This is a genomic window from Streptomyces sp. NPDC026672, from assembly GCF_040638185.1.
GTDB lineage: Bacteria > Actinomycetota > Actinomycetes > Streptomycetales > Streptomycetaceae > Streptomyces.
Window position 1 is genome coordinate 80,374 of record NZ_JBEZXS010000020.1, and the last position, 16,753, is coordinate 97,126.

At 70.6% G+C, this 16,753-nt stretch carries 15 protein-coding genes and 1 tRNA gene; 13 read left to right on the forward strand and 3 right to left on the reverse strand.

Annotation, left to right across the window (positions count from 1 at the left end):
* Positions 1-80: 80 nt before the first annotated feature.
* Positions 81-1,346, forward strand: a complete 1,266-nt coding sequence (locus AB0F77_RS23430; protein ID WP_361951864.1) for an ATP-binding protein — start codon at positions 81-83, stop codon at positions 1,344-1,346.
* The gene (locus AB0F77_RS23435) at positions 1,343-2,023 is read left to right on the forward strand and encodes a response regulator transcription factor (RefSeq protein ID WP_010358452.1); all 681 of its coding nucleotides are present in this window, start codon (positions 1,343-1,345) and stop codon (positions 2,021-2,023) included. Before AB0F77_RS23430 ends, AB0F77_RS23435 begins: the two co-directional genes overlap by 4 nt.
* A gap of 89 nt (positions 2,024-2,112) precedes the next feature.
* On the opposite strand, the gene AB0F77_RS23440 is transcribed toward AB0F77_RS23435, so the two are convergent.
* Positions 2,113-2,793 (reverse strand): DUF461 domain-containing protein, encoded by a 681-nt coding sequence (locus tag AB0F77_RS23440; RefSeq protein WP_361951867.1) that lies wholly within the window; start codon positions 2,791-2,793, stop codon positions 2,113-2,115.
* A gap of 591 nt (positions 2,794-3,384) precedes the next feature.
* On the opposite strand from AB0F77_RS23440, the gene AB0F77_RS23445 reads away from it, so the two are divergent.
* From AB0F77_RS23445 to AB0F77_RS23475, 7 genes are all read left to right on the forward strand, one after another.
* Positions 3,385-3,867: a CarD family transcriptional regulator gene (locus AB0F77_RS23445; protein WP_003953493.1), complete on the forward strand. Its 483-nt coding sequence runs from the start codon at positions 3,385-3,387 to the stop codon at positions 3,865-3,867.
* A 285-nt stretch (positions 3,868-4,152) separates the two neighbouring features.
* The gene (ispD, locus tag AB0F77_RS23450) at positions 4,153-4,932 is read left to right on the forward strand and encodes a 2-C-methyl-D-erythritol 4-phosphate cytidylyltransferase (RefSeq protein ID WP_361951870.1); all 780 of its coding nucleotides are present in this window, start codon (positions 4,153-4,155) and stop codon (positions 4,930-4,932) included.
* Positions 4,922-5,470 (forward strand): 2-C-methyl-D-erythritol 2,4-cyclodiphosphate synthase, encoded by a 549-nt coding sequence (gene ispF / locus AB0F77_RS23455; RefSeq protein ID WP_361951873.1) that lies wholly within the window; start codon positions 4,922-4,924, stop codon positions 5,468-5,470. The genes ispD and ispF overlap by 11 nt, the downstream gene beginning before the upstream one ends.
* Positions 5,471-5,517: 47 nt before the next feature.
* Positions 5,518-5,922 carry a PPOX class F420-dependent oxidoreductase gene (locus AB0F77_RS23460; protein WP_361951876.1) on the forward strand — a complete coding sequence of 135 codons (405 nt, stop codon included), beginning with the start codon at positions 5,518-5,520 and terminating at the stop codon, positions 5,920-5,922.
* Positions 5,923-5,980: 58 nt separating this feature from the next.
* Positions 5,981-7,384, forward strand: a complete 1,404-nt coding sequence (cysS, locus tag AB0F77_RS23465) for a cysteine--tRNA ligase (RefSeq protein ID WP_361951879.1) — start codon at positions 5,981-5,983, stop codon at positions 7,382-7,384.
* 99 nt (positions 7,385-7,483) lie between these two features.
* A complete protein-coding gene (rlmB, locus tag AB0F77_RS23470) occupies positions 7,484-8,425 on the forward strand; it encodes a 23S rRNA (guanosine(2251)-2'-O)-methyltransferase RlmB (protein ID WP_361951882.1) in 942 nt (313 codons plus the stop codon).
* A gap of 117 nt (positions 8,426-8,542) precedes the next feature.
* Positions 8,543-10,231 (forward strand): DoxX family membrane protein, encoded by a 1,689-nt coding sequence (locus AB0F77_RS23475; RefSeq protein WP_361951885.1) that lies wholly within the window; start codon positions 8,543-8,545, stop codon positions 10,229-10,231.
* 66 nt (positions 10,232-10,297) lie between these two features.
* On the opposite strand, the gene AB0F77_RS23480 is transcribed toward AB0F77_RS23475, so the two are convergent.
* A tRNA-Thr gene (locus AB0F77_RS23480) sits at positions 10,298-10,374 on the reverse strand.
* A gap of 172 nt (positions 10,375-10,546) precedes the next feature.
* Here AB0F77_RS23480 and AB0F77_RS23485 point away from each other — a divergent pair.
* The 4 genes from AB0F77_RS23485 (at position 10,547) to AB0F77_RS23500 (ending at position 14,956) form a co-directional block, all read left to right on the forward strand.
* Complete coding sequence (locus AB0F77_RS23485; protein WP_361951888.1) at positions 10,547-11,941, forward strand: RNA-guided endonuclease TnpB family protein; 1,395 nt, start codon at positions 10,547-10,549, stop codon at positions 11,939-11,941.
* A 382-nt stretch (positions 11,942-12,323) separates the two neighbouring features.
* Complete coding sequence (ugpC, locus tag AB0F77_RS23490) at positions 12,324-13,460, forward strand: sn-glycerol-3-phosphate ABC transporter ATP-binding protein UgpC (RefSeq protein WP_361951891.1); 1,137 nt, start codon at positions 12,324-12,326, stop codon at positions 13,458-13,460.
* 238 nt (positions 13,461-13,698) lie between these two features.
* The gene (locus AB0F77_RS23495; RefSeq protein WP_361952068.1) at positions 13,699-14,166 is read left to right on the forward strand and encodes a hypothetical protein; all 468 of its coding nucleotides are present in this window, start codon (positions 13,699-13,701) and stop codon (positions 14,164-14,166) included.
* Between the two features lie 58 nt (positions 14,167-14,224).
* A complete protein-coding gene (locus AB0F77_RS23500) occupies positions 14,225-14,956 on the forward strand; it encodes a nucleotidyltransferase family protein (protein WP_361951894.1) in 732 nt (243 codons plus the stop codon).
* Positions 14,957-15,089: 133 nt separating this feature from the next.
* On the opposite strand, the gene AB0F77_RS23505 is transcribed toward AB0F77_RS23500, so the two are convergent.
* The gene (locus AB0F77_RS23505; RefSeq protein ID WP_361951897.1) at positions 15,090-16,718 is read right to left on the reverse strand and encodes an FAD-dependent monooxygenase; all 1,629 of its coding nucleotides are present in this window, start codon (positions 16,716-16,718) and stop codon (positions 15,090-15,092) included.
* Positions 16,719-16,753: the final 35 nt, after the last annotated feature.

Consider the following 16,753-nt stretch of genomic DNA (forward strand, 5'->3'; position numbering starts at 1 on the left):
GGTGAACTCTGGGCGACGAGTGTGAAAGCTCGCACTTCGACGGCTGTGGGGATGTCCTGGCCCATGCCTAACCTGGGTGCATGGACGTGAACGCGGCGGTCGCCGCAGCGGCAGCGATCGCCGGGGTGCTCACCGGCGTCATCGCCGTGCTGGCGTTCCGCTGGAGCGAGCGGGAGCAGAAGCGCCCCACGCGCACCTCCCTGCACACGGACCCGGTGCTGCCGCCCGGCGTGGACACCGTGCTCTCCGTGCTCCGTTCCTCCGCCGTCGTCCTCGACGAGGCCGACGCCGTCGTCAAGGCGAGTTCCGCCGCGTACGCCCTCGGACTGGTCCGGGGCGGCAAACTGGCCGTCGAGCCCATGCTCCAGATGGCCCGGGACACCCGCAGGGACGGCGAGATACGCCAGGTGGAACTCGACCTCCCGCGCCGCGGGACCGGCCGGGGCGAGGCCCTCGCCGTGTCCGCCCGCGTCGCGCCCCTCGGCTCCCGGCTGGTGCTCCTGCTCGTGGAGGACCTGACCGAGGCCCGGCGGATCGAGGCGGTGCGGCGCGACTTCGTCGCGAACGTCAGCCATGAACTCAAGACCCCCGTCGGCGCGCTCTCCCTCCTGTCCGAGGCCGTCATGGACGCCTCGGACGACCCGGAGGCCGTGGAGCGCTTCGCCGGACGCATGCAGATAGAGGCCACGCGCCTGACCAACCTGGTCCAGGAGCTCATCGACCTCTCCCGGGTGCAGAACGACGACCCGCTGGAGGACGCCGAGCCGGTGCGCGTGGACGAACTCGTCGCCGAGGCCGTCGACCGCTGCCGCCACCAGGCCGGCACCAAGCAGATCACCATGGCCGCCGGCGGCACCGCCGACCTGCACGTCTGGGGCAACCGCGGCCAGCTCGCCGCCGCCCTGGGCAACCTCGTCGAGAACGCCGTCAACTACTCCCCGGCCCGCACCCGCGTCGGCATAGCGGCGCGACGGGTCGGAGCGAGCGGCGGCGACATGATCGAGCTGGCCGTGACCGACCAGGGCATCGGCATCTCGGAGAAGGACAAGGAGCGCATCTTCGAGCGCTTCTACCGCGTCGACCCGGCCCGCTCACGGGCCACCGGTGGCACCGGCCTGGGTCTCGCGATCGTCAAGCACGTGGCCGCCTCGCACGGCGGGGAGGTCACGGTGTGGAGCGCCGAAGGCCAGGGCTCCACGTTCACTCTGCGGCTGCCGGAGGCAGGCGCGGCCCGCGACCGCGCTCAGCAGCATCCCGACCTCGACGAGGAGGACGGGCAGATCACCTCCACTTCCCCCGACTCAACCGCGTACGAAACGCTTCCCGCCCCGGAGGTCCTTCCGTGACCCGAGTGCTCGTCGTCGAGGACGAGGAGTCCTTCTCCGACGCCCTGTCGTACATGCTCCGCAAAGAGGGCTTCGAGGTCGCCGTCGCGGCCACGGGCCCCGACGGACTCGACGAGTTCGAGCGCAACGGCGCCGACCTCGTCCTCCTCGACCTGATGCTGCCGGGCCTGCCCGGCACGGAGGTCTGCCGCCAGCTGCGCGGCCGCTCCAACGTCCCGGTGATCATGGTCACCGCCAAGGACAGCGAGATCGACAAGGTCGTCGGCCTGGAAATAGGGGCCGACGACTACGTCACCAAGCCGTTCTCCTCGCGCGAACTCGTCGCCCGCATCCGCGCGGTGCTCCGTCGGCGCGGCGAGCCGGAGGAGGTCACCCCGGCGGCGCTGGAGGCCGGCCCGGTCCGGATGGACGTCGACCGGCACGTGGTCACCGTCTCCGGCTCCAAGGTCGACCTGCCGCTCAAGGAGTTCGACCTCCTGGAGATGCTGCTGCGCAACGCGGGCCGCGTGCTGACCCGTATGCAGCTCATCGACCGGGTCTGGGGCGCCGACTACGTGGGCGACACCAAGACCCTCGACGTCCACGTCAAGCGCCTGCGCGCCAAGATCGAGCCGGACCCGGGTGCCCCGCGCTACCTGGTGACGGTGCGCGGTCTCGGCTACAAGTTCGAGCCGTAGACCGGCCCGGCGACACGGCGAAGGGCGGCTTCCTCGCGGGGGAGCCGCCCTTCGTGTGTGCCGTGGACAGGTCTGTGCCGTACGTCCGCTCAGCCGGCCGGGGTGACCGACGCCGAGGCCGAGTCGCTCGGGGTGGTGCCGGGCGTCGTCGAGGCGGCGTCGCTCGGGGTGCCCGACGGGGTCGCCTCGCCGGAGGGGCTGCCGGACGGCTTGTCGCTCGCGTTCGCGCCCGCGCCTCCGGTGGCCGGCGGCGAGGGCACCTCGCTCGGGCCCCAGGACGCGAAGTAGCTCTCGGCCGGGACGACGAACGCGCGCAGGCTCACGTCACCGGTCTTGCTGAAGGTGAAGGTGATCTTCTGCGCGTTGCCGTCCTGGACGGCCTCGCGGCTGCTCGCCAGCACGGCCGAGGCGTTGTCCTTGCCGCCGAGGATCAGCCGGCCGCCGGCCGGGACCGTCAGCGACTGGCCCTCGGCCGGGCTCAGCGTGGCCGACTTGTTGGTGCCGGCGACGGTGATCGACTGGAGCGTCTGATCGGTCGTGCCGCTGTTGAAGAGGGTCGCGGAGATCACCGCCGGGCCCGTGGACTGGAGGTCGGGCTGGGTGACGACGATGGCGTTCTGCACCTTGATGTCGCCGACGCTGGTCGCCGCGTTGTCCGGCTTGATCTCCAGGGTCTGGGCGTCGTTGCCGGCGGCGCACGCGGCGAGCGAGACGATCGAGAACCCGAGGGCGGAGGCGGCGAGGACGCCGCGTCGAATGCTGCTGCTCACGGCGGCGGCAACTCCTTGAACGCAGGGGCGACCCCTGATAAAGCCGCCCTAAGTGTCTGTCAGCGGCCTTAGGTTACCGAGCCGTTCCCGAGCGCCCGCACCCGACCCTCCCGAAGCCCCGCGCGTCCCTCCCCGAGGGGTACCCAGCGGCGCGCAGGTGACACCCCCGTCACTTTGGCCCCGCACCCGTCCGCCATTCACATAAGCGGGTCCGCAAAATTTCCGTGAAGGAAAACCCGGGCCGTCACAGAATTGATCACACGTCGTTCAGGTGGCCGTCCGTGATCAATTCCGGAAACACCCCGCACCCGCCTCGGGCACACCGAACGGAGTAGCGGAACTCGCACGCCCGGCGGGGGACAAAACGGGATGTTCGACCACTTGGAGGGGGCTCCGGACGTGTGTAACGTACGCGTTTCCCCCTGCCCGGAGAGCCGCTCCGACCTGCGGATACCTGCCTCCGCCGCCCTGTCGAAGCACGTTCCTGTCCGTGTTGTCAAGCCCTGAGATATGCCCTGACCTGCGAAAACGCCATTCAGAAGACGCCGTATCCGTGTTACCCTGGATAGCCACGGAAGGGGTACCTGTCACATGACGTTCAAGGTTGGCGACACCGTGGTCTATCCCCATCACGGGGCCGCGCTGATCGAGGCCATCGAAACTCGCCAGATCAAAGGCGTGGACAAGACCTACTTGGTGCTGAAGGTCGCCCAGGGTGACCTGACGGTACGTGTGCCAGCGGACAATGCGGAGTTCGTCGGCGTGCGTGATGTGGTCGGTCAGGACGGGCTGGACCGGGTCTTCGAGGTGCTGCGCGCGCCGTACGCCGAGGAGCCCACGAACTGGTCGCGTCGATACAAGGCAAATCTGGAGAAGCTCGCCTCCGGCGATGTCATCAAGGTCGCGGAAGTCGTGCGTGACCTGTGGCGTCGTGAGCGCGAGCGTGGACTCTCCGCCGGTGAGAAGCGCATGCTCGCCAAGGCCCGCCAGATCCTGGTGAGCGAGCTCGCCCTCGCGGAGAACACCAACGAGGACAAGGCCGAGGCCCTGCTCGACGAGGTTCTCGCGTCCTGACACGAAGCAGGTGACGCCCGCTCGGTTCAGCACACTGAAATGCCGCGGTGCCCGATGACAGTTCCCCTGTCGCCGGGCGCTGCGGCATGTTCGTCCCCGGACACATGCCCGACGAACGGACCCGGAAGTCCTACGCCCACGGAGGGCATCCCCCGATACTTGGTGTGCCGGGCCCGGGCAGCCGACTCGACCGGTGTCACGGAAGGGTTCCGGTCAAGGCGTCGCGCCCGGCACTCCTCCAGGCCATACCCACGTAGGCCGAGCACACAAACCTGACAGGAACCGATGTCTGACGTACCGCCTCCCGCGCCGTCCGCCCCAGCGGCCCCAGGCGCCCCCCGCGCAGCCGCCACCCCCACCGCGGCCGTGATTCCGGCCGCCGGACGGGGCGTGCGGCTCGGCCCGGGCGCCCCCAAGGCGCTGCGCGCGCTGAACGGCACGCCCATGCTGATCCACGCCGTGCGCGCCCTCGCCGCCTCCCGCGCCGTCTCCCTCGTGGTCGTCGTCGCCCCGCCCGACGGCGCCCCCGAGGTCAAGTCGCTGCTCGACGCGCACGCGCTCCCCGAGCGGACCGACTTCCTCGTCGTCCCCGGCGGCGAGACCCGCCAGGAATCCGTCAGGCTCGGCCTCGACGCCCTGCCCCCCGAGTACGGCATCGTCCTCGTCCACGACGCGGCCCGCCCCCTCGTCCCGGTCGACACGGTCGACGCCGTCATCGACGCCGTGCGCGAGGGCGCCCCCGCCGTCGTCCCCGCCCTGCCCCTCGCCGACACCGTCAAGGAGGTCGAGCCCGCCCCCGGCCACCCCGAACCCGTGCTCGGCACCCCCGAACGGGCCCGGCTGCGCGCCGTCCAGACCCCCCAGGGCTTCGACCGGGCCGTCCTCGTGCGCGCCCACGAGACCGTCACCGACGACGTCACCGACGACGCGAGCATGGTCGAGCAACTCGGACAACCGGTCGTCTGCGTCCCCGGACACGAGGAGGCGTTCAAGGTCACCCGCCCCCTCGACCTCGTGCTCGCCGAGGCCGTCCTCGCCCGCAGGAGGCTCAACGATGGCTTCTGAGACGACCCCGGAGACCCCCGAGATCCCGGAGACCGCCGAGAGGCCCGGGGTTCCCGAGATCCCCCTCCCGCAGGTCGGCATCGGCACCGACGTCCACGGCTTCGAAGAGGGCCGCGACCTGTGGTGCGCCGGCCTCAAGTGGGAGGGCGAGGGCACCGGCCTCGCCGGCCACTCAGACGCCGACGTCGTCGCCCACGCGGCGTGCAACGCCCTGTTCTCCGCGGCCGGCCTCGGCGACCTCGGACAGCACTTCGGCACCGGCCGCCCCGAGTGGTCCGGCGCCTCCGGCGTCACCCTCCTCACCGAGGCCGCCCGGATCGTGCGCGAGGCCGGCTTCCGCATCGGCAACGTCGCCGTCCAGGTCGTCGGACCCCGCCCCAGGATCGGCAGACGCCGAGACGAGGCGCAGAAGATCCTCTCCGAGGCCGCCGGCGCCCCCGTCTCCGTCTCCGGCGCCACCACCGACGGGCTCGGCTTCCCCGGCCGCGGCGAGGGACTGATGGCCGTCGCCACCGCGCTCGTCGTGCGGGTGCGCTGAGGGCGTGCGAGGGTACCGGCAGAGCCCCAGCGCGTGAGGAGGCGCCCATGTCCGCCGTACTGTCCGACCGGCTCAAGACCCTGCTCGACGGCCCCGTCTTCCTGGTCGTCGGCACCATCCAGCCCGACGGCAGCCCGCAGATGTCCCCGGTGTGGGTCAAACGGGACGGCGACGAGCTCCTCTTCTCCACCACGGTCGACCGCCGCAAGAAGTCCAACCTCGACCGCGACCACCGGGTCACCGCGGTCGTCACCGACCCCGACTCCCCCTACGAGTACGCCGAGATCCGCGGCACCGTCGACACCACCACCGACGGCGCCACGGACCTCATCGACGAACTCAGCCTGAAATACACCGGCAAGAGGTACGCCGAGTTCAACCCGGCCTCCGCCCGCGACGCCCAGCGGGTGATCGTCCGCATCACACCCCGCAAGGTCGTCGGCAGCCTCTGAGGAGTCCGGCCGGGGCCAAGCGCGCACGGCACCGCCCCGCGCCCACTACCCTGGAGACGTGACCATTCGCCTGTACGACACCAACGCCCGGCAGATCCGTGACTTCACCCCGCTGCTGCCGGGCTGTGTCTCGATCTACCTGTGTGGCGCCACCGTGCAGGCCGCACCCCACATCGGACACATCCGCTCGGGCCTCAACTTCGACATCATGCGCCGCTGGTTCGCCCACCGCGGCTACGACGTGACGTTCATCCGCAACGTCACCGACATCGACGACAAGATCATCACCAAGGCCCGCGAACAGGGCCGCCCCTGGTGGTCCATCGGCTACGAGAACGAGCGCGCCTTCAACGACGGCTACCAGCAACTCGGCTGCCTGCCGCCCACCTACGAGCCCCGCGCCACCGGCCACGTGTCCGAGATGGTCGAGATGATGCGCGGACTCATCGAACGCGGACACGCCTACGAGGCCGACGGCAACGTCTACTTCGACGTCCGCTCCTTCCCCGGCTACCTCCAGCTGTCCCGCCAGGAACTGGACAACCTGCTCCAGCCCTCCGCCGACAACGAGACCGGCAAGCGGGACCCGCGCGACTTCGCCATGTGGAAGGCCGCCAAGCCCGGCGAACCCACCTGGCCCACCCCCTGGGGACCCGGCCGCCCCGGCTGGCACCTGGAATGCTCGGCCATGGCGCACAAGTACCTGGGCAGCGCCTTCGACATCCACGGCGGCGGACTCGACCTGATCTTCCCGCACCACGAGAACGAGATCGCCCAGGCCAAGGCGTACGGCGACGAATTCGCCCGCTACTGGGTGCACAACGCCTGGGTCACCATGGCCGGCGACAAGATGTCCAAGTCGCTCGGCAACTCCGTCCTCGTCTCCGAGATGGTCAAGCAGTGGCGCCCCATCGTCCTGCGCTACTACCTCGGCACCCCGCACTACCGCTCGATGATCGAATACAGCGAGGAGTCCCTGCGCGAGGCCGAGTCCGCGTTCGCGCGCATCGAGGGCTTCGTACAGCGCGTGGTCGAGAAGGCCGGCGGAGTCGTCGAACCCGCCCCCGAGGTCCCGCCCGCCTTCGCCGAAGCCATGGACGACGACCTCGGTGTCCCACAGGCCCTCGCCGTCGTCCACACCACCGTCCGGCAGGGCAACTCCGCCCTCGGCGCCGACGACAAGGAAGCCGCCGTCGCCCGCCTCGCCGAAGTACGCGCCATGCTCGGCGTGCTCGGCCTCGACCCCCTCGACCCGCACTGGGCCGGCGACGGCGCCGACCGCGGCGAGGACCTGCACGGCGTCGTCGACAGTCTCGTCCGCCTCGTCCTCGACCAGCGCGAGTCCGCCCGCGCCCGCAAGGACTGGGCCACCGCCGACGCCATCCGCGACCAGCTCAACCAGTCCGGACTCGCCATCGAGGACGGTCCCCAGGGCCCCCGCTGGAGCCTCGGCCCCCGCTGAGCACCCCGGCCAACACAAGATCGATTGTGCCGCCCGGCCCTCCGGGCGGCACACTGCATAGACGTCCGCACACACACTTCGATGGAGAACAGGTAAGCCATGGCCGCGAACAACCGCCGCATGTCCGGCAAGAAGGGCGCGCAGGTCGGCAGCGGCGGCCAGCGGCGCCGGGGCCTCGAAGGCAAGGGCCCCACCCCGCCCGCCGAGATGCGCAAGGGCCACGCCAAGCAGCGCGCCGCCGCCTCCAAGGTCCGCCGCGCCCAGGGCCGCCCGCCACAGCGCCGCGGCGGCGGCAGGTCCTCCTCCGAACTCGTCGTCGGCCGCAACCCCGTCGTCGAGGCGCTGCGCGAGGGCGTCCCCGCCTCCACGCTCTACGTCCAGCAGTTCATCGACAACGACGAACGCGTCCGCGAAGCGCTCCAGCTCGCGGCCGAGCGCGGCGGCATCAACCTCATGGAGGCCCCGCGCCCCGAGCTCGACCGCATGACGAACGGCCTCAACCACCAGGGCCTCGTCCTCCAGGTCCCGCCCTACGAGTACGCGCACCCCGAGGACCTCGCCGAAGCCGCCCACGACGAGGGCGAGGACCCGCTGATCGTCGCCCTCGACGGCGTCACCGACCCGCGCAACCTCGGCGCCGTCGTCCGCTCCGTCTCCGCCTTCGGCGGCCACGGTGTCGTCGTGCCCGAGCGCCGCGCCGCCGGCATGACCGCCGGCGCCTGGAAGACCTCGGCCGGCACCGCCGCCCGCACCCCCGTCGCCCGCGCCACCAACCTGACGCGCGCGCTGGAGGCCTACAAGAAGGCCGGGATCACCGTCGTCGGGCTCGCCGCCGACGGAGAGGCCGAACTCGGCGACCTGGACGCCCTCCAGGGACCCGTCGTCATCGTGGTCGGCAGCGAGGGCAAGGGACTGTCCCGACTCGTCGGCGAGACCTGCGACGTCCGGGTCCGCATCCCGATGCCGGGCGGCGCCGAATCCCTCAACGCCGGTGTCGCCGCCGGCATCGTGCTGTACGAGGCGGCCCGACAGCGCGGATGAACGCACGTGCGTCAGTTCTCCCGCACGGGGACATTCGGGCGTCCCGGACAACCTTGACGGGGTCCGGACAGATCCGACGGGTCAAAGCAGTGTCCTAACTCCGTGTCACTCGGTTAGATGAGTGTGGACACCAGAACACCCCGCACACCCACGGGGGACCGCTCGTCGGGATTCGACGACGCTCCCGCGCTGAGCATGGTGAAGGTGCCGAGCGATCCGGCGCAGGTCATCGTCAACCACGCGAGTTTCCGCGTGCAGTTGGGCGCCTCCGCGAGGCGGACCCAACCCCCGCGCCTCGCCGGGCACTTGAGCGCCACCGACGACACCGCCCGCTTCCCCGTCAGCGGCCCGGCGGGCCGGGGCGCACCCCGCAGGCGACCCGTCGTGTGGACCGGCCGGTCCGCCCCCGACGACACCGGCGCCCACCGGCTCCTCCAAGCCGTGCGGGGCGGCAGCGTCCGCCACACCGACGAACCGACCGCCGAACCGGGATCCACCCAGGTCATCCCGCGCATCGGCGCGGACTACGACCGTCCGCGCACGAACCACGACCGCGCAGACACCGGCCACGGCGGCCACCTCGGCCACGACGACCTCGACCGCACCGTCGAAACCCCCGTCGTCCTCGGCCACCAGCGCACCGCGGGATCCGGCGAGACCCGGCTGCTGCCTCCCCTGCGCACCACGGGCAGCGCCTACGACGAATCCGTCTGGGCCGACGACGAGTTCGACGACCCCTACCCACCGGACCACCCACGACCCGGCCGCCGCCACGCCGACGACGACTCCCGGCACGCCTACTACCCCGGCCGCCGACTGAACCTCGGCGTCGTCCTCCTCCCACTGCGCATCTTCCTCGGCTTCATCTCCATCTACGCCGGCATGGGCAAACTCTGCGACCCCGTCTACTTCGACGGCGGCAAACGCGGCTCCATGGTCACCTGGCTCAACACGCTCCACCCTTGGGAAGTCGCCGAACCGCTGCGCCAGTTCGCCCTCCACCACCCCGTCGGCTCCGGACTCGTCATCGCCTTCCTCCAGGTCGTCGTCGGCGTCCTGACCGTCCTCGGCTGCTGGCAGCGCGTCGCCGCCGTCGTCGGAGCCCTGCTCTCCGCCGCGCTCATCGTCACCGTCAGCTGGAAGACCGTCCCCGTCTACGACGCGCCCGACATCATCTACCTCGCCGCCTGGTCCCCCCTGATCATCGCCGGCGCCCCCGTCTACTCCGTCGACGGCCGCCTCGCAGGCAGCGCCTGGCGCACCCTCGGACCCCGCTCCGACATCTGGGAACTGCGACGTTACGTCCTGCGCCGCGGCGCCCTCGTCACCGCCGTCACCGTCGGCCTCACCCTGCTCATCGGCGCGCTGCTCGGCGGCGCGGTCCGCGACTCCAGCCGCGTCGTCGTCCCCGGCCCCGGCGAGGCCCCGCGCAACAACCTGCCCGGCTCACCGCTCCCGGGGGAGCCCGGCCGGCGCACCGGCACCACACCGCCGTCGTCCGGCGCGCCCTCCGGCGACGCCACGGCCGGGGCCGACCCGTCAGGCGAGGCGACCACCCCCGACGCGGCCCACTCGTCGGGCACGGCGACCGGAGGCACGCCCAGCCAGACCCAGGGCACCACGGCGGGCCAGGCCCCGCCGCAGCGCACCGCCCCGGTGAACCAGGCCCCGAGCACCTCGGCGGGCCCGACGTCCGGCGGCGGCACCTCGGGCGGCGGCGCGGGCGACACCGGCACCACCGGCAGCCCCTCCGGCGGCTCGTCCTCCACGGGCCAGCCGGGCCTGGTGGGCGGCCTGCTCGGCTAGCCACCCGCACCCGGCGCAACAGGAAGGGGTCCCGCACACAGAGTGCGGGACCCCTTCTCGCTTCACTGGAGCCCCCTGTCGGATTCGAACCGACGACCCTTCCCTTACAAGGGGAATGCTCTGGCCATCTGAGCTAAGGGGGCACGCGCATCACAAAACCCTGCGCGAAAGCAGCACCACTGTACACAGAGCCTGTTTCCCCGAGCCACGAAGTTCCGCACTTCACCCGGAATCAGGACTGCGCGTAACCAACCGTGCACCCGTTCGTTGATCGATCTGACGTGCTGTTCCGAAGTCGGGGCATGGGGGGCGAACATGGGCGGGGAGACGTCCGCGGTTTTGAGTGGTGAGGACGCGCAGCGCATCAAGCGTGAGGTCCTCGGCATCGGGGGCCGTCGTAAGCACCACAAGCGCGAAGCGACGCGGTTGCGGTCCCATGCCAAGGAGCCGGACTGTCATCACCGGCTGTACCGCTTTCGCTTCTATCCGACCGTGGAGCAGGCCGATCAGCTGACGCGGACGTTCGGCGCCTGCCGGTGGGTCTACAACGAGGGACTGGCGCTGCGGTCGGGTGCGTGGGAGCGGTATCGGGTCCGGGTCGGTTTCGCGGAGACGTGCCGGGCTCTGACGGGGTGGAAGCGGGTGGCGGGGACGGCGTGGTTGAAGGAGGTGTCGTCGACGGTTCTTCAGCAGTCGCTGCGCCATCTGGACCAGGCGTTCGGGCGCTTCTTCAAGGGGGAGGCGAACCGGCCGCGGCCGAAGAGGAAGGGGCGTTCGAGGGACACGGCGACATATGTGCGTACGGGGTTCAAGTGGGTCGAGGATCCGGGGCGGCCGGGTACGGGGTCGATCACGTTGGCCAAGCAGTCGGTGCCGCTTGATGTCCGCTGGTCGAGGGCGTTGCCGGCGGGGATCGTTCCGGTGCGGTTGTCGGTGACCAGGGATCGGGCGGGTCGGTTTTTTGTGTCCGTGCTGGTGGAGGAGCGGATGGCTCCCTTGCCGGAGGTGTTCGAGCCGGGTTCGCGGGCTCCGAAGGCGGTCGGGCTGGATCTCGGGCTGGCGTCGCTGGTGACGTTGGACGACGGGGTGAAGGTTGATCATCCGCGTTTGTTGAAGAAGTACGCGGAGAAACTGGCGCGGTTGCAGCGGGAGTTGCACAAGAAGGTGAGGGGTTCCAGGAACAGGGAGAAGGTCAGGCGGAAGATCGCGCGTGTGTACGCGCTGATCGGTGATGTGCGGAGAGACCTGCTGGACCGGTTGACCACCGGCCTCGTGCGCGAGAACCAAGTGCTCGTGGTGGAGGACCTGTCCGTGGCGACTCTCTTGCGTGCGGGGCGCGGCGTGGGGAGGCGGCGGAAGGCGAAGCTGAATCGGGCGATCCTTGATGCCGCCTGGGGTGAGCTGCTGCGGCTGCTGCGATACAAGTGTGAGTGGTACGGCCGGACCCTGGTGATCGTCGATCGTTTCTTTCCGTCGACTCGCCGTTGCTCGGCGTGTCATGCGATGGGGCCGAGGATGGATGTCTCGGTGCGGCAGTGGACGTGTGCTGGGTGCGGTGTGCTCCATGATCGGGACGTGAACGCGGCCGTGAACCTGAGGGACGAGGGGATGCGGCTGTACTGGCTGGTGGCGGCCGGCCTCCCGCCGGGGAGGAAGGTCCCGGCAGTGATCAGGTCGTCCGAGCTGGAGGGGTGTGTGCCGGCCGCGTAGGCGGTCGGTGGGGTACGGACCGACGGGCCGTCGGCCGGAATGCCTGTGGAGTCCGTGTGAGACCGGTCAGGCGCAGCCTTCCAGGGGTGTGTGTGGCAGGCGGTGGGCGATGAAGCAGGAAGCTGTGATCAAGGTCAAAAGTGCGTCGCTCTGCCTGGTCGGGGCAAGGTCAAAAGTGAGTTGCTCTGCCTGGTCGGGGCAAGGTCGAAAGACAGTCGCTCTGGCGTGGTGAGAATTTTCGTGAAGTTCACATGGGTTCAAGTGCTGACAGGCGGGCGAACGGGAGGTACCGTCTCGATCCAGTTCACCTGTGTGGACTACACCAACACCTTCCTACTCGGATCGTCCGGCACGTTCCTGCCGGTAGAAGGGGCACATCACCATGGCCACAGTCACGTTCGACAAGGCGACCCGGATCTACCCGGGTTCCACGAAGCCCGCCGTCGACGGTCTCGACATCGCGATCGAGGACGGCGAGTTCCTCGTCCTGGTCGGTCCCTCGGGTTGTGGCAAGTCCACCTCCCTGCGCATGCTCGCCGGTCTGGAGGACGTCAACGGCGGTGCCATCCGCATCGGTGACCGCGACGTCACCCACCTCCCGCCGAAGGACCGGGACATCGCCATGGTGTTCCAGAACTACGCGCTGTACCCGCACATGAGCGTCGCCGACAACATGGGCTTCGCGCTCAAGATCGCCGGTGTCAACAAGGCGGAGATCCGGCAGAAGGTCGAGGAGGCCGCGAAGATCCTCGACCTCACCGAGTACCTCGACCGCAAGCCGAAGGCCCTCTCCGGTGGTCAGCGTCAGCGTGTCGCGATGGGCCGCGCCATCGTGCGTGAGCCGCAGGTCTTCCTCATGGACGAGCCGCTGTCCAACCTGGACGCCAAGCTCCGTGTCTCGACCCGTACGCAGATCGCGTCGCTCCAGCGCCGTCTGGGCATCACCACGGTCTACGTCACCCACGACCAGGTCGAGGCCATGACGATGGGCGACCGCGTGGCGGTCCTCAAGGACGGTCTGCTCCAGCAGGTCGACTCGCCGCGGAACATGTACGACCGCCCGGCCAACCTCTTCGTCGCCGGCTTCATCGGCTCCCCGGCCATGAACCTGGTCGAGGTCCCGATCACCGACGGTGGTGTGAAGTTCGGCAACAGCGTCGTCCCCGTCAACCGCGAGGCGCTGAAGGCCGCCGCGGACAAGGGTGACACCACCGTGACGGTCGGTGTCCGCCCCGAGCACTTCGACGTCGTCGAGCACAACGGCGGTGCCGCCTCGGCGCTGACGAAGGACACCGAGGACGCCCCGGCCGGTCTGGCCGTCTCCGTCAACGTGGTGGAGGAGCTCGGCGCCGACGGTTACGTGTACGGCACGGCCGAGGTCGGCGGCGAGACGAAGGACCTGGTCGTCCGGGTGAACGGCCGTCAGGTGCCGGAGAAGGGCGCCCGGCTGCACGTCGTCCCGCGTGCGGGTGAGACCCACGTGTTCTCCACCTCCACGGGCGAGCGTCTCTCCGACTGATCCGTCTCCCCGGTCGGCGCGTCTCTCCGGCCGGTTCACCCGGGTTGACGAAAACAGGGCCCCGCAGACAGCTGCGGGGCCCTTCCCGTGTTCCGGCCGGCATCGGGCAATCCGGACCTTTTCGAGGGGCGTGCGTCAACCCCGTACCCGGAAAAGAGCGATCTCTCATCCCCCGAACCGGTGACTAAATGTCGCCAAATCATTACCGGGCGCTACTCTGCCTGGCGTGAAGCACTCCATGCACTCCACCACTCCACAGACGCGACGCGGTCGTCGGGGCCCTGCCCGCCGGATCGGCCGCACCCTCGCCCTCGTCCTGCCCGTCGTCATGGTGCTCTCCGGGACCCTGGCGGTCACCCGGGTCAACTGGTCGGGGAGCACCTCGGGCTCGGTGCTCGCCGCCTCGGACGTCTCCTCGGACGTCTCCTCGGCCGCCCGTCCGGCGCGCACGGTGACCCGTGCCCCGCAGGACGTGCTGCGCGACCAGCTGATGGCCGAGCTCCAGGAGAAGAACCCGGGCGCGGTCCTCACCCACCTCCAGCAGGCGGTGAACGGGCATCCGGCGCTCGCCCAGCACTGCTCGTCCATCGCGAAGTCCCTGGGCCGTGCCGCGGTCCGGTTGTACGGGGCGTCGCGCGCCCAGTCGTACGCCCGCCCGGTGTGTGACACGTCCTTCGCGTCGGGTGTGCTGGCGGGACACGGCTGAGAGCGCGGCCATGGCGGCGGCCAAGGGGCGTGAAAGGGGCGCCGCGTACAGTTCGGTCATGACCGATCCGAGCGCCGCGTCGCGCCCCACTCAAGCCGTCGTCCTGGCCGGTGGCCAGGGTTCCCGGCTGCGCCCGTACACCGACGACCGGCCGAAGCCGATGGTCGAGATTCCCGGCACGGGCACTCCGATCATCGGCCATCAGCTGACCTGGCTCGCCGAGGAGGGTGTCACCGACGTCGTGGTCTCCTGCGGTCATCTGGCCGAGGTGCTGGAGAAGTGGCTGGCGACGGCCGATCTGCCCGTCCGTGTCAGTACCGCCGTGGAGCCCGAGCCGCTGGGCCGGGGCGGCGGTCTGAAGTACGCGGCGGCCCACCTCCCGCATCCGGAGCGGCCCTGGTACGCGACGAACGGTGACATCTGGACCCGTTTCTCGCTGCGGGACATGGCCGACTTCCACACCGAGCGGGACGCGGTCGCCACGCTGGCGCTGGCCCGGCCGCGTATTCCGTGGGGTGCCGTGCAGACGGACGGGTTCGGGCACATCACCGACTTCATCGAGGCCCCGCCGTCGACGTTCGAGATCAACGCGGGTGTGTACGTCTTCTCGGCCGGGTTCGCCGATCTGTTGCCGGAGCGCGGTGACCACGAGCGCACCACGTTCCCGCACCTGGCGCGGGAGCGGCGGCTGGCCGGGTTCCCGATCCCGCACGGTTCGTACTGGCGGGCGATCGACACGGCGAAGGATCTGACGGAGGCGGCGAAGGAGTTGGCGGCGCTGGGCCGCTGAGTGCTCCGCCGGACGGGTCGTGGTGTCCTGCCGGCCGTCTGTGGCGCCGTCGTTGCTCTCGGCGGGAGCGGGTGGAACGGGCGACGGCTGAGGCCACCCGCGGGTGCGGGTGGCCTCAGCCGTGGTGGTGGGGTCAGCGCTTGTCGAGCAGGGTGGCCAGGACGCCGCGCAGGACGGCCTCGGGGTCGGTGGCCGCCTCCGTGGCGCGCCAGGCCACGAAGCCGTCCGGGCGGACGAGGACGGCGCCGGCGGGGGTGGTGCCGTGGACCTCGGTCCAGGGGGCGGAGTTCTCGTCGGGGACGAGGTCGGTGCCGATGCGGTAGGAGTCGAGGCGTACGCCGTCGGTCTCGGCGATGCGGCGGGCGGCCCGGTGCCAGCCGGTGTCGGCGGAGTCGTCGCTGAGCAGGACGAGGGAGCGTTCGTACAGGTCGAGCGTGGAGAGCCGTTCGGGGCCCCGGTGCAGCCACATGTGGGGGGCGCGGCTGCCGGGGGCGCCGTTCAGGTCCAGGCCCTCGGGGACGACGGGCCGGTCGGTGGGGGCGTCGACGACGGCGCCCTGGGGGTAGCGGTAGCCGAGGACGACGTTGAGGATGCCGCCGCGTTTGCCGCCGCCGACGCCGGGTGCGGGGGCGAAGCCGGGGTGGCTGTGTTCGACGGAGCGTGCGGAGGCGCGGGCGCTGGTGGCGAGGGCGATGGGACGGCGCTCGGCGTCGTAGGTGTCCAGGAGGCCGGGGCCGGCCCAGCCGTCGAGGACGGCGGCGAGCTTCCAGGCGAGGTTGTGGGCGTCCTGGATGCCGGTGTTGGAGCCGAAGGCGCCGGTGGGGGACATTTCGTGGGCGGAGTCGCCGGTGAGGAAGACGCGGTCGGCGGCGTAGCGGTCGGCGACTCGTTCGGCGGCGCGCCAGGACGCCTTGCCGGTGATCTCGACGTCGAGGTCGGGGGCGCCGATGGCGCGGCGGATGTGGCGTTGGAGGCGTTCCTCGGTGAACTCGTCGAGGGTTTCGCCCTGTTCGGGGTGCCAGGGGGCGTGGAAGACCCAGCGCTCCTTGTTGTCGACGGGGAGCAGTGCGCCGTCGGCTTCCTCGTCGGTGAGGTAGCAGCAGATGAAGCGGCGGTCGCCCACGATGTCGGCGAGGAGTTTGGAGCGGAAGGTGACGCTGACGTTGGCGAACAGGTCGCCGGGGCCGCTCTGGCCGATGCCGAGGGCGGTGCGCACGGAGCTGCGGGGGCCGTCGGCGGCGACGAGGTAGTCGGCGTGGATGGTGTAGCAGGTGTCGGTGTCGCGGTCGAGGACGGTGGCGTGGACTCCGTCGGCGTCCTGTTCGAAGCCTTCCAGTTGGTGGGAGTAGCGCAGGTCGCCGCCGAGTTCGCGGGCGCCGTCGAGGAGGACGGGTTCGAGGTCGTTCTGGCTGCACAGGCACCAGCCGGTGGGGCTGAAGCGGGCGAGTCCGCCGCCGGGGTCGATGTCCTTGAAGAGCCATTCGCCGGCGTCGCCGACGAGGGTGGGGGTCTGGAGGATGCCGTGGTTGTCGGCGAGGAGTGAGGCGGCTTCCTTGATGCCGGGTTCGAGGCCGGCGACGCGGAGGAGTTCCATGGTGCGGACGTTGTTGCCGCGTCCGCGGGGGTGGTGCGAGGTCCCGGAGTGCCGTTCGACGAGGGTGTGGCGCACGCCGAGTCGGCCGAGGAACACGGACATGGACAGGCCCACCAGGGAGCCGCCCACGATGAGGACGGGGACCCGATGGTCGGCTTTGTGGTGCATGGGAGCCTCCAGAGGCGGGGTGTGCGCGTGTGGGG